This is a genomic window from Miniphocaeibacter sp., assembly GCF_049276255.1.
GTDB lineage: Bacteria > Bacillota > Clostridia > Tissierellales > Peptoniphilaceae > Miniphocaeibacter.
This window is the reverse complement of the sequence record NZ_JBASWB010000062.1, coordinates 25,966-46,980: the sequence shown is the minus strand read 5'-3', so window position 1 is coordinate 46,980 and position 21,015 is coordinate 25,966. Positions and strand designations below refer to the sequence as shown.

The window sequence follows — 21,015 nt, the reverse complement described above, 5'->3', positions numbered from 1 at the left end:
GTTTCATCATGAGTGAGAATAATTCAATTAAAGATTTTGATGAAATAAGCATAGAAATAGATGAAATTAAAAAAGATATAATTGAGGAATTAATTAGTGTAGCTTCAGATAATGATGGTTTGATTACAGAAGAACAATTTAAAGCTGTTGAATCTTATTCTGAATTATCAGAAGAAAATATTGAAGATATTGAAAAGAAACTAATAGAAGAAAATATAGAATTAGTTAAAGATAGAGATCATATTGAAAAAGAAACCCTAGATGACGATGATGATTTAAAAGAAGATACAGATGACGATGATGATAAAGATGAACCTGCAGAAGAAGTTGAAATTAAAGTTGATGATTTATCAAACATTAAGGGGTTAAATGTAGATGATCCTGTAAAGATGTATTTAAAAGAAATTGGTAAAATACCTTTATTAACAGCAGAAGAAGAAGTTGATTTAGCTAAGAGAATGGAAGCAGGAGATAATTATGCTAAAAAGCGATTAGCTGAAACAAACCTACGATTAGTTGTAAGTATAGCAAAAAGGTATGTAGGACGTGGTATGCAATTTCTAGATTTAATTCAAGAGGGAAATCTAGGCTTAATGAAAGCAGTGGAGAAATTCGATTATAAAAGAGGATTTAAATTTTCTACATATGCTACATGGTGGATTCGTCAAGCAATAACAAGAGCTATTGCAGACCAGGCTAGAACAATAAGAATACCTGTTCATATGGTTGAAACAATTAATAAATTAGTAAGAATTGAGAGACAATTAATTCAAGAACTAGGAAGAGACCCTACAAATGAAGAAATAGCTAAGGAAATGGGAATAGAGGTAGAGAAAGTAAGAGAAGTAAGGAAGATTGCTCAAGAACCCGTATCACTTGAAACTCCAATAGGAGAAGAAGAAGACAGTCATTTAGGAGATTTCATTGAAGATGAAACTGCAATTGCACCTGACGAAGCAGCTAATTTCACAATGTTAAGAGAACAGTTAAACGAAATTTTAGGAACCTTAAACGATAGAGAGAGAAAAGTTTTAGAGTTAAGATTTGGATTAACAGATGGAACACCTAGAACTTTAGAAGAAGTTGGTAAAGAATTTAACGTAACAAGAGAAAGAATTCGACAAATAGAAGCAAAAGCTTTAAGAAAACTGAAACACCCTAGTAGAAGTCAAAAACTTAAAGATTTCTTGGAGTAAAAAATGCAACAATATAGATTGATTAAGATTATTAATATGATTGAGAATAATTCTATAGTAGCAGATATAGGTACTGACCATGGGTTAATACCTATATTTTTATCTGAAAAAAATATTGCTAAAAAGATTATAGCTTCAGATATAAGTGAGAAATCCTTATACAAACTAATAGAAAAATTAAATAATAGTTATTTATTAGATAATATTGAAACAAGAGTTTCTGATGGACTAGGTAAATATAAACCTTTTGAAATGGATACCATAGTTATTTCTGGCATGGGTGGACTGTTAATTACCGATATATTAAAAAAAGATTTAACTATAGCTAAATCAGCTAACAATTTAATATTACAAGCTAATAACAGTCTTTATGAACTTAGGAAATTTTTACATGAAAATGGTTTTAAAATTATAGAAGAAGATGACTTATTTGAAAATGACAAATATTATCAAATTATTAAGACAGAAGTTGGATTAGAGAAGTATGAGAACAAATATGAATATGAATTTGGCAAATTATTAATAGAAAAAAAATCGAAATCATTATATGAGCAATTAAACAGATTAATAAAAATTAATAGTAATTTAATTGAAGATTTGAAAGAAATAAAAAATCCTAATTTAAAAGATAGGATTACAGAATTAGAAGAGGAGATATTGTATTACTCTAAAGTGAGGGGTTTAATTGAAGATTAAAGAGTTCATCAAAGAATATGAAGAAATAGTTCCTTTAAATATCCAAGATGAATGGGATAATTCAGGACTTCAATTTGGAAATACAGAAAATGATTTAAATGGTATAGTACTATCTTTGGATTTTAGTATTAATGTAGTGGAGTATGCTGTAAAAAATTCATGTAATTTAATTTTTACTCATCATCCAACTTTCTTTAGTCCAATTAAGTCAATAGAATTTAATACTAATTTTGGTAAAGCTATTGAAATGGCTATAAAGAACAATGTTTCTGTATATAGCAGCCACACTAATTTAGATTATATAACTGGTGGAGTTAGTGATGCTCTAGCAAATTTATTTGATTTAGAAAATACAAAACCAATAGTACCTAAGGATTTTAATGAAAAAATAGGTTTAGGCAGATTTGGAACTATTTCTTCTATAAATGGAGAAGAATTTTTAAAATTATTAAAGAATAGAATTCTAGAGGATAATATATTAATATACGGTGATTTTAATAAGAATATTAATAAAATAGGCTTTATTGGTGGCTCAGGAGCTTCTGAAATAAAGGAAGCATTAAAATTAAAATTAGATTTATTAATTACTAGTGATATTAAATACCATAATGCTGAATTTGCAATTGACAACGGATTATTATTAGTGGATTTAGGTCACTATATTTCAGAAAAATTCATTTTAGAAGAACTATATAATATTTTTAAAGAGAAGTTAAATATAAAAATAGAAAAATTTTATTATGATAAATCTAAGAGAAAAATATTATAAAATATGGTATAATTATTTTGTGAGTAGAAAAGATAATCGCGTTAATACGAGGAAAGTCCGTGCACTACAGAGCAGAATGCTGGATAACGTCCAGTGGGGGCGACCCTAAGGAAAGTGCAACAGAGAGATACCGCCAATTTTTGGTAAGGGTGGAAAGGTGAGGTAAGAGCTTACCAGCATATAGGTGACTATATGGCTATGTAAACCCCATTCAGTGCAAGATCAAATAGGAATTTATGTGGCTGCTCGTCACTCCTAAGGTAGATCGCTTGAACTATTTGGTAACATTTAGTCTAGACAGATGATTATCTAAAACAGAACACGGCTTATTTTCTGGTCACTTGCCCGATTAAACGGGCTTTTTATTTTAATTATGTAGCAATTATTATAAATATTGAATGTCAAAATAGTAGTCAGGAATTGATTTATAGCGAGTTGGAGAAGGTGGAAGTCCAATATGAGAGAACTGATGAATGGGCTTGACAAAAGTTCAAAAGTTTAACTTACTTTATAAAGTTTTAAGTGGCAAATGCAATTGAAGTGGTACCGCGGATTTATTCGTCTTCTAATATTAGAAGACGATTTTTTATTTTAGGAGGAATTATGGATAAAAAAATTGTTTTTAGTGGAGTTCAACCATCTGGAAATTTAACTATTGGTAATTATTTAGGAGCTATTAGAAATTTTTCTAAGTTACAAGATGAATATAATGCTATTTATTCAATAGTAGATATGCATTCAATTACTGTACCTCAAATTCCAAAAGATTTAAGAAAAAGAACTTATGAGGTGCTAGCACTTTATTTAGCAACTGGATTAGACCCTAAAAAAACTACTATATTTGTACAATCCCATGTATCAGCCCATGCAGAGTTATGTTGGGTATTAAACTCAATTTCTTATATGGGTCAATTAAGTAGAATGACTCAATTTAAAGATAAAGCAAGTAAAGCAGAAGAAAATTTAAATTCTGCACTGTTTACTTATCCTGTTTTAATGGCAGCAGATATTTTGTTATATCAAACTGATTTTGTACCAGTTGGTGAAGACCAAAGACAACATTTAGAATTAGCTAGGGATTTAGCTATTAGATTTAATAGTAAGTATAGTGATACTTTCAAAGTACCTGATAATTTAATACAAAAAGAAGCAGGTAAAATTTATAGTTTAAAGAACCCAGAGTTGAAAATGTCTAAATCTGATGAAGATGTTAACAGTTATATATCAATGCTTGATAACAAGGATGCTATTATAAGAAAAATAAAAAGAGCTGTTACTGATTCCCTTGGAGAATTCAATTATTCAGACGAACAAAAAGGATTAAAAAATTTAATAAACATTTATAGTGCTTATTCTGAAGAATCTATTGATGAAATTTTAAATAGATATAAAAACGAGAACTATGCAAAATTTAAAGCTGATTTAGGAGAATTAATTGCAGAAAAAATGAATCCAATTCACCAAGAGTATAATAGATTAATTAATGATAAGGCATATTTAGAAGAAGTTATGAAAGATGGAGCAGAAAAAGCTAGAAGGTTAGCTAGCAGAACGCTAAGAAAAGTCTATAGGAAAGTTGGATTTGTTCAAATATAATTTTTGCCTAATAAAAGCAGAAAGTAATTTGACAAATTATTGAACATCTGTTATTCTAAATTTAATATAATAGTCAGTATATAAAGAGGCCGCAGTTTAAATTAGTAGGAGACGAAAGGTTAAATTGCCGAAATACGAAAGTGTTGGGGCTATGCTGAACAAGTATAGAACTGTCAATAAAGAGATGCCCATTTCTTTATTGGAGGACTTTATATATTGAGGGCAGAAGGAATGTTTATAACTATGAGTGCCTTTTGCTCATAGTTTTTTTTATACAATTATTAGGAGATGTTGCATGAAATTATTAGGAAACATGAATATTAGAGACAATGAACTATATATTGGAGAAATATCCTGTAAATATTTAGCAGAAGAATATGATACACCATTATTTATTATAGATGAAGATGATTTTAGAAAAAAAGCAAATAAATACTTGAAAAATTTCTCTAGTAAAAATATTGAAACAAGAGTTATTTATGCATCAAAAGCAATGTTAAATATATATATGGCTAAGGTAATTAAGGAAGAAGAACTTTTTATTGATGTAGTAAGTGGTGGAGAACTTTACACTGTTTTAAAAGCCAATTTTCCTAAAGATAGAATATATTTTCATGGAAACAATAAATTAAAAAAAGAATTGGAATTGGCTATTGAAAATAACATAGGTACTATTGTAATAGATAATAAAGATGAGATTCGTAAACTAAAAGAATTACTAATAGGCACCAATAAGAAACAAAAGGTTTTATTAAGAGTTAATCCAGGAATTGATGCTCATACCCATGAATATATAAAAACTACAAAATTAGATTCAAAATTTGGAGAATCTATATTTGATGAAAATATATATAGTATTGTAAAAGAGATTTTAGATTGTGATAATTTAGTATTTGAAGGATTCCATTGTCATATAGGTTCTCAAATATTTGAAAAAGAATCATTTTTTAAAGAAGCTGAAACTATGATGGAGTTTACTAAAAAAATAAATGAAAAATTAAATACTAAGGTAAATGAATTAAACTTAGGTGGTGGATTTGGAGTATATTATACCGAAGAGGATAATCCATTTGAGTTAGAAGAGTTCTTAAAGGAATTTATTTGCAAAATAGAGGAGTTAGATAAGAAATTTGGGTTAAATTTAAAAAGAGTTGATATTGAACCTGGAAGATCTTTAATATCCAATAGTGGGTCAACGCTTTATAGAATTGGTGGTATAAAGGAAACCTATGGAGGAAAGGATTATATTTTTGTAGATGGTGGAATGACCGATAATCCTAGACCAGCTCTTTATCAGGCTAAATATGAAGCTATTATAACAAATAAGGCAGAGGATGATAGAACGAATTATTATACAATAGCAGGAAAATGTTGTGAATCAGGTGATATTTTAATTGAAAATTATTTACTACCAAAGGCTGAAGAAAATGATTTATTATTGATTTCTTCTACAGGAGCTTACACATATTCAATGAGTAGTAATTATAATAGAATTGAAAAACCAGCTATGGTATTTGTAAATAAGAATAAGGTTAAGTTAGCAGTAAGAAGGCAAACTTATGAAGATATAATTAGAGAGGATGTAGGTATTGAATAGTAATATAAGTGGAGTCGTGATGAAATACGGAGGTTCATCGGTAGCTAATCCTGAAAAAATTAATCAAGTTGCAGAAAGAATAATTGAAAGAAAAAAGAAATTTAAAAACATTGTTATAGTTGTTTCTGCAATGGGAAAAACTACAAATAATTTAATATCTATGTCTAAGGAAATAAATGAAAATCCCAGTAAAAGGGAAATGGATATGCTTTTATCTACAGGGGAGCAAATAACTATTTCATTACTGGCCATGGCCTTAGCTTCAAAAGGACAAAAGGCTATTTCTTTAACAGGTTGGCAAGCTGGAGTAAAGACCTTTGGTCATCATATGAAAAGTAAAATAGAAGATATAAATAAAGATAAAATTGAAAAATATTTAAAAGATGACCATATAGTAATAGTAGCAGGTTTTCAGGGAGTAAATGAAATTGGAGATATTACTACTTTAGGTAGAGGAGGTTCGGATACTTCTGCAGTTGCTATTGCGGCAAAATTAAATTTCTCTTGTGAAATTTATACAGATGTAAAGGGAATATATACTGTAGATCCAAGAATGTTTAAAAAAGCCAGAAAGTTAGATTACTTGTCCTATGAAGAAACTTTAGAAATGGCTAATTTAGGAGCAAAGGTTATAGAACCACGTAGTGTTGAACTTGCATGGAAATATAAGGTTCCTTTATATATTGCATTAAATACAAATGACGTAGTTGGAACTATAATTAGAGAAGAAGGAAATAATATGGAAAAAAATAGTATTACGAATATTTCAGTAATTGATAATATTCTTTTAGTGAATATAGAGTTAAAGACTAAAAATATAGAAAAAATAAATAATATTTTCGTAGAATTAGGTAATAAGAATGTAAATATAGATATAATAAGTCAAAATAAATTTTCCGAAAATAATTATTTAATTTCTTTTACAACAACAAATGATAATAAGATTATTGTGTCTGAAATATTAAAAGAAATGAATTTGAATTTTAACTTTATTGAAAATGTTAGTAAGGTTTCAATAATAGGAAATGCAATGAGAACTCAGGCCGGTGTAGCATCTAGAGTTTTCGAAATTTTATCTCAAAACAATATTGAATTTCATCAAGTATCAACTTCAGAAATTAGTATTTCATATGTAATTGATGATTTCAATGTTAATAATATAGTTGAAATATTGGCAAAAGAATATAATTTATAATGGAGGCAAAGATGGGAGAAAGAAAATTAGTTAATTTAGCAGTAGTTGGTGCAACAGGAATGGTTGGAAGAACAATATTGGAAGTATTAAAAGATAGGGATTTTCCAATTAACAATTTATATTTATTTTCCTCTAAGAAGTCTGCAGGACAAAAAGTGGAATTTATGGGAAAAGAATACACAGTTGAGGAATTAAATGAAGAGTCTTTTAATAGAGATATAGATATTGCCTTATTTTCAGCAGGTGGTACTATTTCAGAAAAATTTGCTCCAATAGCATCTAAAAAAGGAGTAACAGTAATAGATAATAGTTCTTTTTGGAGAATGAATGATGACATACCTTTAATTGTTCCTGAAGTAAATGGAGAAGATGCCTTTAAGAATGATGGTATTATTGCAAATCCAAATTGTTCTACTATTCAATCAGTAGTTCCATTAAGACCTTTACACGATAAATATAAAATAAAAAGAATAATCTATAATACTTATCAAGCAGTTTCTGGTTCAGGTGTAAAAGGAGTAGCTGATTTAGAAAATGGAACTTGTGAAAATTATCCATACTCTATAGCAAAAAACTGTTTACCACATATTGATTCTTTTTTAGATAACGGATATACAAAAGAAGAAATGAAAATGATAGAGGAAACTCAAAAAATATTAAACGATGATTCTATTAGGGTAACAGCAACAACAGTAAGGGTACCAATAAAAAATTCTCATGCTGTTAGTGTTAATCTAGAATTTGAAAAACCTTTTGAAATAGAAGATATATTTGAGTTATTAAAAAATGCAGATGGGGTAGTAGTACAGGATGATACTAAGAATTTAATTTATCCTCTTGAAGAAACAGCTAATGGAAAAGATGAAGTTTTTGTAGGTAGAATTAGAAGAGATTTTAGTTTGGAAAATGGAATTAATTTCTGGTGTGTAGCAGATAATATTAGAAAAGGTGCAGCAACAAATACTGTACAAATAGCTGAATTAATTGCAAGTAGACTATAAGGAGGATTATATGATTTTTAAAGGTTCAGGAGTTGCTATAGTAACTCCTTTTAAAGATAATGGAGAAATCGATTTTGAAAAACTGGAAGAATTGTTAGAGTTTCATGTAGAAAATGGAACAGATGCAATAATTATTACAGGTACTACAGGTGAAGCTTCTACTATGACAGATGAAGAACATTTGGAAACAATAAAATTTGCCGTAGATGTTATTAATAAAAGAATTCCAGTAATTGCAGGAACTGGTAGTAATGATACAAGACATGGAATAAATTTAAGCGTTGAAGCAGAAAAAAGAGGGGCAGATGCTTTATTACAAGTAACTCCATACTATAATAAAACATCCCAAAAAGGATTAGAGGAACATTTTTTAGCCATTGCTAATGCAGTAAATATTCCTATTATTTTATATGATGTTCCAGGAAGAACTGCTATGACAATTTCTCCAGAAACTATTGAAAGATTGTCAAAACATAAAAATATAGTTGGTCTAAAAGATGCAACTGGAAATCTGTCATATACAGTTGAAGTTATGCGTAGATGTGGTGAAAATTTTGCAGTTTATTCAGGTAATGATGATGTAGTTGTGCCTTTATTATCAGTAGGAGGAGTAGGGGTTATTTCGGTTTCAGCTAATATTATTCCAAAGGAAACTAGTCAAATGGTTCACTTGTATTTAGAAGGAAAGACTAAAGAAGCAGCAGATTTACAAATTAAGTATAAGAAATTTATAGATTCATTATTTGCAGAAGCAAATCCAATACCTGTTAAGGCTGCAATGAATATTTTAGGCTTTGATGTTGGAGGATTAAGATTACCTCTTTATGAGGCGTCCGATGCAACTAAAGAATTATTAGTAGAGTCAATGAGAGAAGTAGGAATTTTATAAGGTGTAATATGGATATATTATTAATTGGTGCAACAGGTAGTATGGGAAAAACTGTTGAAGAAATATGTAGTGAGTCTAAAGATTTTAAAATTGTTGCAGGAATAGGATTAGATGATGGAAAAGATCATAAATATCCAATTTATTCAGATTTTTCAAATATTAAAGAAAATTGTGATGTAATTTTGGATTTTTCCAGTCATGATTTAATAACAGATATATTGAATTATGCTGTTAGTAAGAAAAAACCTTTAGTAATATCTACAACAGGCTATACAGATAAACAAATAGAAGAAATTGAAAATGCTTCAAAACATATTCCGATTTTATTTTCCGGAAATATGAGTCTAGGGATAAATATATTATTAAAAGTAGTGGAAAATTTATCTAAATCCTTGTTGGATTTTGACATAGAAATTATAGAGAAACATCATAATCTAAAAAAAGATTCTCCTAGTGGAACTGCACGTATGCTTTTTGATTCGGCAAATAAGGGAAGAAATAATGAATTAATAGCTAAATATGGAAGAGAGGGTACTAGTCTGCAAAGAGAGATTGGTGAAGTTGGTATTCATTCTGTAAGAGGGGGAACTATCGTTGGTGAACATACAGTAATGTTTGCTGGAAAGGATGAAATATTAGAAATAACTCATAAAGCTCAATCTAAAAAAATATTTGCTTTAGGAGCTTTAAAAGCTTGTAAATTTATAATTGATAAAGAAAATAATCTATATAGTATGAAAGATATATTTGACTTTTAATGGAGATTTTATGGAAAAAATAAAAATAGGGATTATAGGATATGGTAACCTTGGTAAAGGTGCTGAAAAAGCAGTAAAACTATCTGAGGACATGGAATTAATAGGTATTTTCACTAGAAGGGAAAAGTCCAAAATAGACAGTAATACACAAATTTACAATATTAGTGAATTAGAGGAATTTAAGGGTCGTATTGACGTTTGTATACTATGTGGTGGCTCAGCTACTGATTTATGGATTCAAGGCCCAGAAATAGCTAAAAACTTCAATACAGTAGATAGTTTTGACACACATGCTAAAATTCCGGAATATTTCTCACAAATAGATGAATCAGCAAAATTAGGAGATAATTTATCATTGATTTCTACTGGATGGGATCCAGGATTATTTTCTATTCACAGATTATTTTCTCAATCTATTTTACCTGTAGGAGAAACTTATACTTTTTGGGGTAAGGGTGTTAGTCAAGGCCATGGAGATGCTATAAGACAAATTAAAGGTGTAAAGGATGCTGTTCAATATACAATCCCTGTAGAAAAAGTAGTTAATGAAATTCAAAAAGGAAATATATTAAGCCTAACTACAAGGGATAAGCACATAAGAGAATGTTTTGTTGTAGCTGAAGAAGATGCAGATAAAAATAGAATAGAGAATGAAATAAAATCTATGCCTAATTATTTTGCAGATTATGATACTAATGTAAATTTTATATCGGAAGAAGAATTAAAACAAAACCATAGTGGAATGCCTCATGGAGGAAGGGTTATAAGAATAGGGAAAACTTCTGATAATATAAAGCAGGTTTATGAATTTAAACTTGATTTAGGAAGTAATCCGGAGTTTACTTCAGCGATAAATGTTGCATATGCCAGGGCTGTGTATAAATTAAATAAAGAGGGGAAAAAAGGAGCTGTAACAGTATTCGATGTTCCATTATCATATTTATCCACTCTTAGTCCGGAAGAACAAAGAAAACAACTTTTATAGAAACAAGAAAGGTTCAGTGAATTCACTGAACCTTTTAATATTTTATTATTTATCAATATGACCAGTATCGATGTTTTGTTTCTTTACAGTAGCTTGGGCTAAAGTAAGTCTAGCTATTGGAACTCTGTAAGGTGAACATGATACATAATCTAATCCTAAATTATAGCAAAATTCTATTGAAGAAGGTTCTCCACCATGCTCTCCACAAATTCCCAAATGTAACTTGTCATTTGCTTTCGTACCATTTTCAACAGCTATTTCTAACAATTTACCTACACCTTTTTGATCTAAGCTTTCAAAAGGACTTGCTGGGTAAATATCTTTTTCTTCATATTCTCCCAAGAATTTACCAGCATCATCTCTTGAAAAACCAAAGGCCATTTGAGTCATATCATTAGTACCGAAACTGAAGAAATCAGCTTCTTTTGCAATTTCATCTGCTAGTAATGCTGCTCTAGGTACTTCTATCATAGTACCAATTAAATATTCTACACTATCGGAATATTCTTCGAATATTGTGTTTATTTCATCTATTATTTCATTTTTTACATAAACTAATTCTTTTACATCACCAACAAGTGGAATCATAATTTCAGGTTTAATAGTTCTACCTTCTTTTTTATGTCTTAAAGCAGCTGTAATTATAGCTCTAGCTTGCATTCTATATATTTCCGGATAGGTAACAGCTAGTCTACAACCTCTATGACCTAACATTGGGTTTACTTCATGTAAATCTTGAACTGTATCGTTTACTTCGTCATAGGATAATCCCATATCTTTAGCTAAATTTTCGATATCTTTTTTATTTGTAGGTAAAAACTCATGTAGTGGAGGATCTAATAATCTTATTGTAACAGGTAAATCTTCCATTACTTTATAAATTTCGTAAAAATCATTCTCTTGCATTGGTCTAATTTTATCTAAAGCGGTTTTTCTTTGCTCAATTGTCTTAGATAAAATCATTTCTCTTACAGCAGGAATTCTTTCATCACTGAAGAACATATGCTCAGTTCTAGTAAGTCCGATACCTTCTGCACCAAATTTTAAAGCTTGAATAGCGTCTTTAGGTGAATCTGCATTAGTTCTTACCTTCATATCCCTAATTTCATCAACCCAATTCATAAATATTTCAAAGTTACCTGATAATTCAGGTTCAACCTTATCTACATTTCCTAAATAAATAGAACCATCATTTCCGTTTAAAGAAATTATATCCCCTTCGGTTAATACAACATTGTTGGAGCGCATAATTTTTTGTGCTTCATCTACTACAACTTCACTTGCCCCAGCTACACAACATTTACCCATTCCTCTTGCTACAACAGCTGCGTGAGAAGTCATACCACCTCTAGCAGTTAAAATACCTTCAGCAGAAATCATACCCTCAATATCTTCAGGGGAGGTTTCTTGTCTAACTAAAATAACTTTTTCACCTTTTTTAGCTGCTTCAACTGCTTCATCAGCATGGAAATAGATTTTTCCTGAAGCTGCTCCAGGGGAGGCAGCCAATCCTTTAGATATTAATTGGGCATTCTTTAATTGTTCTGGATCGAAATTTGGGTGTAATAGTTGATTTAAACTATTAGGTTCTATACGCATAATAGCTTCTTCTTTTGTAATAAGACCTTCATTAACTAAATCGACTACAATATTTAAAGCTGCTTGAGTAGTTCTTTTTCCGCTTCTTGTTTGTAGAATAAATAATTTGCCGTTTTCTATAGTAAACTCTAAATCCTGCATATCTTTATAATGTTCTTCTAGCTTATTAGCTGTATTTAAAAATTCATCATAAACTTCAGGCATAACTTCATGTAAAGTAGAGATATGTTCAGGAGTTCTAATACCTGCTACAACATCTTCACCTTGAGCATTAATTAGGTATTCTCCGAATAATTTATTTTCTCCAGTAGCAGGGTTTCTAGAGAATGCTACTCCAGTACCAGAAGTATCACCCATATTACCAAATACCATAGATTGAACATTAACGGCAGTTCCAAGAGAGTTGTTAATATTATGTAGTCTTCTATATACATTTGCTCTTGGGTTATTCCATGATCTAAAAACAGCTTCAATGGAATATTTCAACTGTAGCATAGGATCTTGAGGAAATTCGTTGCCAGTTTCTTCTACATATATTTTTTTATAGATGTTAACTAAATCTTTTAAGTCTTCGGCTGTTAATTCGTTATCTAATTCTACTTTTTTATCTTCCTTCATTTGTTCTAAAGCTGTTTCAAAATGAACTTTTGGCACATCCATAGCAACATCTGCAAACATTTGTATAAATCTTCTATAAGAATCGTAAGCAAAGCGTTCATTGTTAGTAGAATTTGACAGACCTATTACAGATTTATCATTTAAACCAAGGTTCAATATTGTATCCATCATACCTGGCATTGAAAAAACCGCTCCACTACGAACAGAGAATAGTAAAGGATTGTTTTCATCTGAAAATTTCTTGCCTAATTTTTTTTCAATTTCTTTTATATGCATGTCAACTTCTTCTAGTAATTCTGGCCATAAAGACTCATTTTCATCATAATAACGATTACAAGCTTCAGTTGTTATAGTAAATCCAGGTGGAACAGTTAATCCTAAACAAGTCATTTCCGCTAAGTTAGCACCTTTACCACCTAACAGGTTTCTCATTTCTTTGTTACCTTCACTAAAATCATATACGTATTTTTTAGTCATATTCTCACTCCTATATTTCGTTATTTATTTTTTTAAGATGTCTTATAATAATATCAGCAGTTTCTTCTATAGCTCTTTCTGAAACATCTATTATAGGGCATCCAATTTTCCTTATTACTGAATGTGCATGATCTAATTCCAATAGTATTCTATCCATATTAGAATATGAAGAATTAGGTGGAAGACCTAATGCTTGTAGTCTGGATTTTCTAATAAGGTTTAGTTTTTCTGGAGAATTAGTAAGTCCAATAATTTTTTTTGCCGGTATTTGAAATATTTCTTTAGGAACAGGTGTTTCTGGAACCAAAGGAATATTAGCAACTTTATAATTTTTATTTGCTAAATACATTGATAGTGGAGTTTTTGAAGTTCTAGAAACTCCTAAAATTGTAATATCGGCAGAAAGAACTCCTCTAGGATCCTTACCATCATCATATCGAACGGCAAAATCGATTGCATCAACTCTTTTAAAATACTGGGCATCTAAACTTCTTAAAGCTCCAGGTCGAGTTTTTGGTTCTTGACCTAATAATCTTTCTATGGCAACAATTGAAGAGGTAAGTACATCTACACCTGTTACACCTATTAAATCACAATTTTTTTTCATAGCTTCTATTAAATTTTCATCTACTAAAGAATAAAATATCAAGGTGTTTTTTATATCTTTAATATTATCAAAAATCTTATTTAAAGAAACGATATCTCTAATATGGGAAAACCGTTCAAAAATTTTTTCTTCAACATCAAATTGAGCTATTGAAGCATTAATAATTTGTTCACAGGTTTCACCAGTTGAATCTGACACTACAATAAATCTAATCATAATATATACCTCTACTTATTTTAGCTTCTAATATCATTATACAACACTTTTCATATTATTCTATTAGTTATTAAAAAAATAAGCTCTATAAATAGAGCTTATAATAAATTAATATTATTTTCTTTACATTCATCTATCATTTCTTTAGGCCAAGCACTGGCTTGAACTTCTCCTATATGGGCTTTTTGTAAGAATAACATACAAAGTCTTGATTGACCAATACCTCCACCTATAGCTTGAGGATATTTGTTTGAAATCAAGTTTTTATGAAATTCTAAACTTAATCTATTAAGATTGTTGGAAATTTCCAGCTGTTTTTTCAAAACGTCGGAATTTACTCTTATTCCCATAGATGACAATTCTAAGGCATCATTTAAAATTGGGTTCCAAACTATAATATCTCCATTTAAATTCCAATCATCATAGTCGGGAGATCTAACATCATGAGGTTTTCCAGAATTTAGTTTATTTCCAATTTTCATTAAAAACATAGAGCCATATTTTTTGCAATATTGTTTTTCCCTTTCTTCTGGTGATAGGGATGGATACTTATCCTCTAAATCTTGGCTAGTAACAATACTAATAGTATCTCTTAGAACTGGGTTGTATTTAGGGTAATGATTCTTCAACATAGTTTGAGTATCTAATAATACCTGATAAATAGTTCTTACAGTTTGTATTAAAAAAATTTCTGTTCTATCTTTATCGTCTATGGCTTTTTCCCAATCCCATTGATCGACATAATAAGAGTGGGTATTATCACAGGTTTCAGAAGCCCTTATTGCATTCATATCTGCATATATTCCACTACCAGATGGAATATTATATTCTTTTAAAGCATTTCTTTTCCATTTAGCCAAAGATTGAACAATTTCTAACTGAGTTTTTTTGTTTCCTTGACAAACATTAAAGCTTACTGGTTTTTCAACTCCAGTTAAATTATCATTTATACCTAAATTAGATTCAACGAAGAGAGGAGCAGAAACTCTAGTTAAATTTAAAGTACTAGCAAGTCGAGATTCAAAAAAATCTTTAATTAATTTTATGGCTTTTTGTGTTTCCAATAAGTTTAAATCAGACTTATAGCCATTAGGAATTACAAGATTGTACATTAATTTCCTCCTGAAAAATAATACTATAATTATACTTTAAGTAAAATAATCGGTCAACAATTTACTAAATACCAATTAAATATAATATAATTCAAAGGTATCATATGATATACTGAAATTAATTGATATTTTTATATAGAGGTGATTTAATGGCTTTAAAGATAATTGTAGATTCAGGTAGTGACATACCAAAAGAACTAGTGGAAAAATATAATTTAATTGTGCTTCCTTTAACTGTTATTTCTGGAGATAAAGAATATAGTGATGGTGTTGATATTACATCAAAAGAACTAACTGATAGAATGAAGGAAGGGGAGGTTTTTACAACTTCTCAAGTAACCTATGAGCAGTTTTATAATAAATTTAAGGAAGAAATCATAAAGGGAAATGAAATTGTATACATTGCATTATCAGCAGGTATATCTGGTTGTTATAATTCAGGTGTTTTAGCAATGAATGATATTCTAAAAGAGTATCCTGAAGCTTCGGTAGATGTAATAAATAGTAACTGTGCTTCATTAGCTATAGGACTTATTGCAATAAGAGCGGCAATATTAGTAGAAAACGGATTTGAATCTAAGTATATTATAGAAAAAATTAAATTTTTAGCTGATAATATAGAACATTATTTTACCGTAGATGATATGAAATATCTACATCGAGGTGGTAGGGTTACAGCTACTCAAAAGATACTTGGTGGAATGTTAAATATTAAGCCTATGTTAACGGTAAATAAAGAAAATGGTAAATTAGTTCCTATTGATAAGGGTAGGGGATTAAAACAAGTTTATAGAAAAATAATCTCTAGAATAAAAGAGGATACTATAAATAATGAAATACTTAAGACTCAAACAATGGCTATAGTACATTCAGATTCTCTAGAAAATGCATTGGAATTAAAAAATATGATTGCAAATGAACTAGGAATTGAAAATATAATAGTTGGAAATATTGGTTCAACAATTTCGGCTCATACAGGACCAGGGTGTATAGCTGTATTTATTAACAAAAAAGAAATAGGGGATGAAATAGATATTTTTAAATATTAAAATAGAAAAAGGAGAAATTATTTCTCCTTTTTTGATATTAATTCTAATTTTTTATTTCTAGTTAATTTTTTTATTTTTATTTCTCTTTTTAAGGCATCGCCTTTGTTATTAAAGGATTCATAATAAACTAATTTCACAGGAATTCTACCTCTAGTGTATTTAGCTCCTAGTCCTTTATTATGGGTTTCAAGTCTTTTATTTAAGTCTGTTGTCCAACCTGTATACAGTGAGCCATCTTTACATTCAAGAATATAAACGTAATTAATCATTGAATTCCTCAATCACACTAGTAATAATATCATAGGAGAAACCCTTTTGTGCCAAAGTCGAATAAATCTTATTTTTTAATTTAAATTTATCATATTTATTCTTCCAAATACTATAATTTTTTTCAATTACAGAAAGAGCATTATTATAATCCATTTCATAAGTATCACCGATAGCATCATAAAAGACCTCACTAGAAATACCCTTTAAATATAATTCATATTTAATTTTTTTAGAACTCCACTTGTTTATTTGTGATTTATTGTTATAAAATATTTTTGTAAATTCAATATCATCTATCATATTTAAATTTTTCAAATATAATATAATATTATCTATTTCTAAATCTGATGCCTTTTCTTTTTTTAATCTGTTAATGATTTCTTTTTCAGATCTAAATCTATAGCTAATAAAGTTAATAGCTACAGACAACAAATTATTAAAATTATCATATTCTACTAATTTAGTTAGTTCTTCTGAAGTAAGGGTCTTGCCTCTATACAAATTTAATTCATTATATAATTTATAATTAGCGTAAAAAATCTCACTATTATCTAAAGTAATATTAAATTGATCTTTATTATCGTCAAATTTTATTTCTTTTATAATCATAGTAATACTAAAGAATAAATAACTGGAATTAGCATAGATAAAATAAGTAGAAATGATACAATTCTTATAAATTTATTTCTTTTTTTCATAGTTCACCTCTTATGTATAAGATTTTATCATATTAATTACCATATTTAAAATTTCTATATGATAACTTGTAATTTATATTATTAATGTTAAAATATTTATTGAAAGTTGGGATGAAATGGAATTATATAGAGATAAACTATTAGTAGAATTAGGTATAAAAATATATGACTTAGAAAAAAAACATGAACGTAAAAAAGAAATAAATGAGTTAGAAGTAAGAAAACATTTAAAAGAGAAGTATATTTTATTAAAGCTAAGAGAAATAGAAATAGTTCAAAATATAAAAGTTAATAAAAACACAGATATACCTAATTGGTTACCATATATTGATTATATTGTAAAAAACGAGTATATAAATAAAGATATTTTAAAATCCAATAATGTAGACAATTCTAAAAATCTAAGAAAAATTTTTGCAAATATTAAATATCTTTTATATGAAGAATTGTATACAGAAGATAAAATATTTATTAGGGATTTACAAAGTAAAGTGGAGGCTGCGTATAAAAACAAAAATATTAAATTATTAAAATTTTATGAAAGGATTTCCTTTGATATTTTTAATAAAAAAATTTCCAATGGAAGTATTTCACAAGATGTTCTAGAGTACTCTATAAAAAAACTAGAGGAAGAAAATAAAAAAGAAGATATAAAACTAAATAAAATTAGAGAAGATATTTTTAAGAACATTGACAAATTAGATAAACTTATTAAAGAAATAAATGATATATTTTTAATGTCAATACCAGAACAAGAAGATATTTATATTATGTAGGAGGAGCTATGGCAGAATTTAAATTTGAAATTGTAGAAAACTTAGGTATACTTTCAGAAAATGCAAAGGGTTGGAGAAAAGAACTAAATTTAGTTAGTTGGAGTGAGCGTGAACCAAAGTATGATATTAGAGAATGGAATCCAGATCATACAAGAATGAGTAAGGGTGTTACTTTTACAAAGGACGAATTAATGATTTTACAAGAATTATTAAAAGAAGAATTGGAATAATTGATTTATTATAGTTCTAATGATATAATTTTGTAGATTAAATATATTAAGTTTTATGGAAGTATTAAGTACAAGGACTATTGTAGAGAGCTGTGGCTTGGTGAAACACAGTATAGTTTAAATACTGAACTTGTCCATATTATACTTAAACGGGACACCGATAAATGTATTAAAGAGGGTTTAACCAATAAGAGTGGTACCGCGAATTCAACTTTCGTCTCTTAATTAGAGATGGAAGTTTTTTATTTTGAGGAGGAAATTATGGAAAACTATAATCCTAGTGCTATAGAAAAAAAATGGCAAAAACATTGGGATGATTTTAAACCATTTAAAACAGAGATTAATAAAGATAAAGAGAAATTTTATGCATTAATAGAATTTCCTTACCCGTCAGGAGAAGGTCTTCACGTAGGACATCCTAGACCATATACTGCCTTAGATATTGTATCTAGGAAAAGAAGATTACAAGGTTATAATGTACTATATCCAATGGGATGGGATGCTTTTGGATTACCAGCAGAAAATTATGCTATAAAAAATAAGATTCATCCAGCAGTAATTACTGAAAAAAACATACAAAGATTTAAAGAGCAGTTAAAATCAATTGGACTATCTTTTGATTGGGACAGAGAAATAAACACAACAGATCCAAATTATTACAAATGGACTCAATGGATTTTTATAAAAATGTTTGAAAAGGGATTAGCTTACAAAAAAGAAATGCCTATTAACTGGTGTCCTTCTTGTAAAGTTGGTTTAGCAAATGAAGAAGTAGTTGGTGGACTTTGCGAGCGTTGTGGTGCTGAAGTTGTTCATAGAGTAAAAAATCAATGGATGTTAAAAATTACAGAATATGCCAATAGACTAATCGATGATTTAGCTGAGGTTGATTATCCGGAAAAAATAAAATCACAACAAATCAATTGGATAGGAAGATCATACGGATGTGAATTGAATTTCTCTATAAAGGATTCTGAAGAAAATATTAAGGTTTACACGACAAGACCAGATACGATTTTCGGGGCAACCTATATGGTTGTAGCTGTGGAGCATCCATTAATAGAAAAATTCAAAGATAGAATTACAAACTTAGAAGAAGTTGAGAGTTATAAAAAAGAAGTAATAAAAAAATCTGAATTCGAAAGAACGGAACTAAATAAAGATAAGACAGGTGTAGAATTAAAGGGAATAAAGGCTATTAATCCTTTAACAGGAAAAGATATTCCTGTTTATGTTTCAGACTATGTACTAATGACATATGGTACAGGTGCTATTATGGCAGTACCAGCCCACGATACTAGAGATTATGAATTTGCTAAAAAATTTAATTTAAATATTGTTGAGGTTGTTTCTGGAGGAGACATATCTGAAGAAGCCTATACCGATACTGATAAAGGAGTTTTAATAAATTCTGGTTTTTTAAATGGTCTTGAAGTAGAAGAGGCTAAAAAGAAAATTATTGAATATATAGAAGATAATAATCTAGGTCACAAAAAGACTAATTTTAAACTTAGAGATTGGATTTTTTCTAGACAAAGATACTGGGGAGAACCAATACCTTTAGTTTATTGTGACGATTGTGGATGGGTGGCTGTACCAGAAGATAAATTACCTGTAAAATTGCCAGATGTAAAAGAATACGAACCAACTGATGATGGTGAATCACCACTAGCTAAAATAGACTCTTTTGTTAATACTACTTGTCCTAAATGTGGTAAAAAAGCAAAAAGAGAAACCGATACTATGCCTCAATGGGCAGGCTCATCATGGTATTATATGAGATACATGGATCCACACAATAATGAAGAATTAGCAAGTAAAGAAAGTATTGATTATTATGGACCTGTAGATTGGTATAATGGAGGTATGGAACATACTACTCTTCATCTATTATACTCTAGATTTTGGCATAAGTTTTTATATGATATTGGTGTTGCAAATACTAAAGAGCCATATATGAAAAGAACTAGCCATGGTATGATTTTAGGAGATAATGGTGAAAAAATGTCTAAGTCTAGGGGAAATGTAATTAACCCAGACGATATTATTAGAGATTTTGGTGCAGATACATTAAGAACCTATGAAATGTTTATAGGGGATTTTGAAAAATCTGTTCCATGGTCAGAAAATGGTGTAAAAGGTTGTAGAAAATTCTTAGATAGAGTTTGGAAATTACAGGAAATTGTTGTCGATGGAGATGAATATTCTAAAGAGTTAGAATCTGCAATTCATAAAACAATAAAAAAAGTATCTAGTGATTTTGAAACTTTAAAATTCAATACTGGTATAGCACAATTAATGACCTTGTTAAATGACTTTTTAGCAAAAGGACAAATTACTAAGGAAGACTTAAAAACATTTTTAATACTATTAAATCCAGTAGCACCTCATATTACAGAAGAAATATGGGAAAGATTTAATTTTGCAGATCATATTTATCAACAAAAATGGCCAGAATATGATGAAGAGAAGACAAAAGATGATGTGATTAATTTACCAGTTCAAGTAAATGGGAAATTAAGAGCTAATATAGAAATTTCAATAGATGAGGAAGAAGAAAGTATTTTCAATAAAGCAATTGCTAACGAATCTATTAAAAAACATATTGAGGGGAAAGACATAATTAAGAAAATTTATGTAAATGGTAAAATATACAATATAGTGGTAAAATAGTATAATGA

At 28.9% G+C, this 21,015-nt stretch carries 19 protein-coding genes, 1 other RNA gene and 1 riboswitch; of the genes, 15 read left to right on the top strand and 5 right to left on the bottom strand.

The genetic code is table 11. From position 1 onward, the window contains the following. Positions 1–8 precede the first annotated feature (8 nt). The 11 genes from rpoD to WAO56_RS07870 all read left to right on the top strand — a co-directional run bounded on the left by rpoD (position 9) and on the right by WAO56_RS07870 (position 10,682). The gene (rpoD, locus tag WAO56_RS07920) at positions 9–1,196 is read left to right on the top strand and encodes an RNA polymerase sigma factor RpoD (protein WP_422143014.1); all 1,188 of its coding nucleotides are present in this window, start codon (positions 9–11) and stop codon (positions 1,194–1,196) included. Positions 1,197–1,199: 3 nt separating this feature from the next. Continuing rightward, entirely contained in the window at positions 1,200–1,892 is a 693-nt protein-coding gene (locus WAO56_RS07915) for a tRNA (adenine(22)-N(1))-methyltransferase (protein WP_422143013.1), read from the top strand. Beyond that, positions 1,882–2,661: a Nif3-like dinuclear metal center hexameric protein gene (locus WAO56_RS07910; protein ID WP_422143012.1), complete on the top strand. Its 780-nt coding sequence runs from the start codon at positions 1,882–1,884 to the stop codon at positions 2,659–2,661. Before WAO56_RS07915 ends, WAO56_RS07910 begins: the two co-directional genes overlap by 11 nt. Positions 2,662–2,681: 20 nt before the next feature. Next, positions 2,682–3,005: RNase P RNA component class A (rnpB, locus tag WAO56_RS07905), an RNA gene on the top strand. 259 nt (positions 3,006–3,264) lie between these two features. Then, a complete protein-coding gene (trpS, locus tag WAO56_RS07900) occupies positions 3,265–4,257 on the top strand; it encodes a tryptophan--tRNA ligase (protein WP_422143011.1) in 993 nt (330 codons plus the stop codon). 75 nt (positions 4,258–4,332) lie between these two features. Next, positions 4,333–4,475, top strand: a riboswitch (Lysine riboswitch). Between the two features lie 77 nt (positions 4,476–4,552). Then, a complete protein-coding gene (gene lysA, locus WAO56_RS07895) occupies positions 4,553–5,854 on the top strand; it encodes a diaminopimelate decarboxylase (protein ID WP_422143010.1) in 1,302 nt (433 codons plus the stop codon). Next, a complete protein-coding gene (locus WAO56_RS07890) occupies positions 5,847–7,049 on the top strand; it encodes an aspartate kinase (RefSeq protein WP_422143009.1) in 1,203 nt (400 codons plus the stop codon). The genes lysA and WAO56_RS07890 overlap by 8 nt, the downstream gene beginning before the upstream one ends. 11 nt (positions 7,050–7,060) lie before the next feature. Further along, complete coding sequence (locus WAO56_RS07885; protein WP_422143008.1) at positions 7,061–8,050, top strand: aspartate-semialdehyde dehydrogenase; 990 nt, start codon at positions 7,061–7,063, stop codon at positions 8,048–8,050. A gap of 10 nt (positions 8,051–8,060) precedes the next feature. Beyond that, positions 8,061–8,939 (top strand): 4-hydroxy-tetrahydrodipicolinate synthase, encoded by an 879-nt coding sequence (gene dapA, locus WAO56_RS07880; RefSeq protein ID WP_422143007.1) that lies wholly within the window; start codon positions 8,061–8,063, stop codon positions 8,937–8,939. 8 nt (positions 8,940–8,947) lie between these two features. Further along, positions 8,948–9,697: a 4-hydroxy-tetrahydrodipicolinate reductase gene (gene dapB / locus WAO56_RS07875; RefSeq protein WP_422143006.1), complete on the top strand. Its 750-nt coding sequence runs from the start codon at positions 8,948–8,950 to the stop codon at positions 9,695–9,697. Between the two features lie 10 nt (positions 9,698–9,707). Beyond that, positions 9,708–10,682 (top strand): diaminopimelate dehydrogenase, encoded by a 975-nt coding sequence (locus WAO56_RS07870; RefSeq protein ID WP_422143005.1) that lies wholly within the window; start codon positions 9,708–9,710, stop codon positions 10,680–10,682. 45 nt (positions 10,683–10,727) lie between these two features. Here WAO56_RS07870 and ppdK read toward each other — a convergent pair whose 3' ends face one another. The 3 genes from ppdK to asnA form a co-directional block, all read right to left on the bottom strand. Next, positions 10,728–13,376, bottom strand: coding sequence for a pyruvate, phosphate dikinase (ppdK, locus tag WAO56_RS07865; RefSeq protein WP_422143004.1), 2,649 nt, complete (start codon positions 13,374–13,376; stop codon positions 10,728–10,730). Between the two features lie 10 nt (positions 13,377–13,386). After that, a complete protein-coding gene (locus WAO56_RS07860) occupies positions 13,387–14,199 on the bottom strand; it encodes a pyruvate, water dikinase regulatory protein (protein ID WP_422143003.1) in 813 nt (270 codons plus the stop codon). Positions 14,200–14,297: 98 nt separating this feature from the next. Beyond that, positions 14,298–15,311 carry an aspartate--ammonia ligase gene (gene asnA, locus WAO56_RS07855; RefSeq protein WP_422143002.1) on the bottom strand — a complete coding sequence of 338 codons (1,014 nt, stop codon included), beginning with the start codon at positions 15,309–15,311 and terminating at the stop codon, positions 14,298–14,300. A 149-nt stretch (positions 15,312–15,460) separates the two neighbouring features. Here asnA and WAO56_RS07850 point away from each other — a divergent pair, with 149 nt between their 5' ends. Further along, on the top strand, positions 15,461–16,360 hold the full coding sequence (locus tag WAO56_RS07850) for a DegV family protein (RefSeq protein ID WP_422143001.1): 900 nt from the start codon (positions 15,461–15,463) through the stop codon (positions 16,358–16,360). 17 nt (positions 16,361–16,377) lie between these two features. Here WAO56_RS07850 and WAO56_RS07845 read toward each other — a convergent pair whose 3' ends face one another. Continuing rightward, on the bottom strand, positions 16,378–16,629 hold the full coding sequence (locus WAO56_RS07845) for a GIY-YIG nuclease family protein (protein ID WP_422143000.1): 252 nt from the start codon (positions 16,627–16,629) through the stop codon (positions 16,378–16,380). Beyond that, entirely contained in the window at positions 16,622–17,239 is a 618-nt protein-coding gene (locus WAO56_RS07840) for a regulatory protein RecX (protein ID WP_422142999.1), read from the bottom strand. The genes WAO56_RS07845 and WAO56_RS07840 overlap by 8 nt, the downstream gene beginning before the upstream one ends. A 205-nt stretch (positions 17,240–17,444) precedes the next feature. On the opposite strand from WAO56_RS07840, the gene WAO56_RS07835 reads away from it, so the two are divergent. From WAO56_RS07835 to leuS, 3 genes are all read left to right on the top strand, one after another. Continuing rightward, entirely contained in the window at positions 17,445–18,104 is a 660-nt protein-coding gene (locus WAO56_RS07835) for a hypothetical protein (protein WP_422142998.1), read from the top strand. 8 nt (positions 18,105–18,112) lie between these two features. After that, the gene (locus tag WAO56_RS07830; protein ID WP_243660622.1) at positions 18,113–18,334 is read left to right on the top strand and encodes a YdbC family protein; all 222 of its coding nucleotides are present in this window, start codon (positions 18,113–18,115) and stop codon (positions 18,332–18,334) included. Between the two features lie 261 nt (positions 18,335–18,595). Further along, on the top strand, positions 18,596–21,007 hold the full coding sequence (gene leuS / locus WAO56_RS07825) for a leucine--tRNA ligase (RefSeq protein ID WP_422142997.1): 2,412 nt from the start codon (positions 18,596–18,598) through the stop codon (positions 21,005–21,007). Positions 21,008–21,015: the final 8 nt, after the last annotated feature.

What these genes read in the sequence shown, in the direction of transcription:
- lysA (WP_422143010.1), top strand. Translation starts at nt 4,553, where the DNA reads ATGAAATTATTAGGAAACATGAATATTAGAGACAATGAACTATATATT.
- WAO56_RS07885 (WP_422143008.1), top strand. Translation starts at nt 7,061, where the DNA reads ATGGGAGAAAGAAAATTAGTTAATTTAGCAGTAGTTGGTGCAACAGGA.
- WAO56_RS07860 (WP_422143003.1), bottom strand. Translation starts at nt 14,199, where the DNA reads ATGATTAGATTTATTGTAGTGTCAGATTCAACTGGTGAAACCTGTGAA.
- WAO56_RS07850 (WP_422143001.1), top strand. Translation starts at nt 15,461, where the DNA reads ATGGCTTTAAAGATAATTGTAGATTCAGGTAGTGACATACCAAAAGAA.
- WAO56_RS07830 (WP_243660622.1), top strand. Translation starts at nt 18,113, where the DNA reads ATGGCAGAATTTAAATTTGAAATTGTAGAAAACTTAGGTATACTTTCA.
- WAO56_RS07840 (WP_422142999.1), bottom strand. Translation starts at nt 17,239, where the DNA reads ATGATTATAAAAGAAATAAAATTTGACGATAATAAAGATCAATTTAAT.
- rpoD (WP_422143014.1), top strand. Translation starts at nt 9, where the DNA reads ATGAGTGAGAATAATTCAATTAAAGATTTTGATGAAATAAGCATAGAA.
- asnA (WP_422143002.1), bottom strand. Translation starts at nt 15,311, where the DNA reads ATGTACAATCTTGTAATTCCTAATGGCTATAAGTCTGATTTAAACTTA.
- WAO56_RS07835 (WP_422142998.1), top strand. Translation starts at nt 17,445, where the DNA reads ATGGAATTATATAGAGATAAACTATTAGTAGAATTAGGTATAAAAATA.
- trpS (WP_422143011.1), top strand. Translation starts at nt 3,265, where the DNA reads ATGGATAAAAAAATTGTTTTTAGTGGAGTTCAACCATCTGGAAATTTA.
- dapA (WP_422143007.1), top strand. Translation starts at nt 8,061, where the DNA reads ATGATTTTTAAAGGTTCAGGAGTTGCTATAGTAACTCCTTTTAAAGAT.
- ppdK (WP_422143004.1), bottom strand. Translation starts at nt 13,376, where the DNA reads ATGACTAAAAAATACGTATATGATTTTAGTGAAGGTAACAAAGAAATG.
- WAO56_RS07845 (WP_422143000.1), bottom strand. Translation starts at nt 16,629, where the DNA reads ATGATTAATTACGTTTATATTCTTGAATGTAAAGATGGCTCACTGTAT.
- dapB (WP_422143006.1), top strand. Translation starts at nt 8,948, where the DNA reads ATGGATATATTATTAATTGGTGCAACAGGTAGTATGGGAAAAACTGTT.
- WAO56_RS07915 (WP_422143013.1), top strand. Translation starts at nt 1,200, where the DNA reads ATGCAACAATATAGATTGATTAAGATTATTAATATGATTGAGAATAAT.
- WAO56_RS07870 (WP_422143005.1), top strand. Translation starts at nt 9,708, where the DNA reads ATGGAAAAAATAAAAATAGGGATTATAGGATATGGTAACCTTGGTAAA.
- leuS (WP_422142997.1), top strand. Translation starts at nt 18,596, where the DNA reads ATGGAAAACTATAATCCTAGTGCTATAGAAAAAAAATGGCAAAAACAT.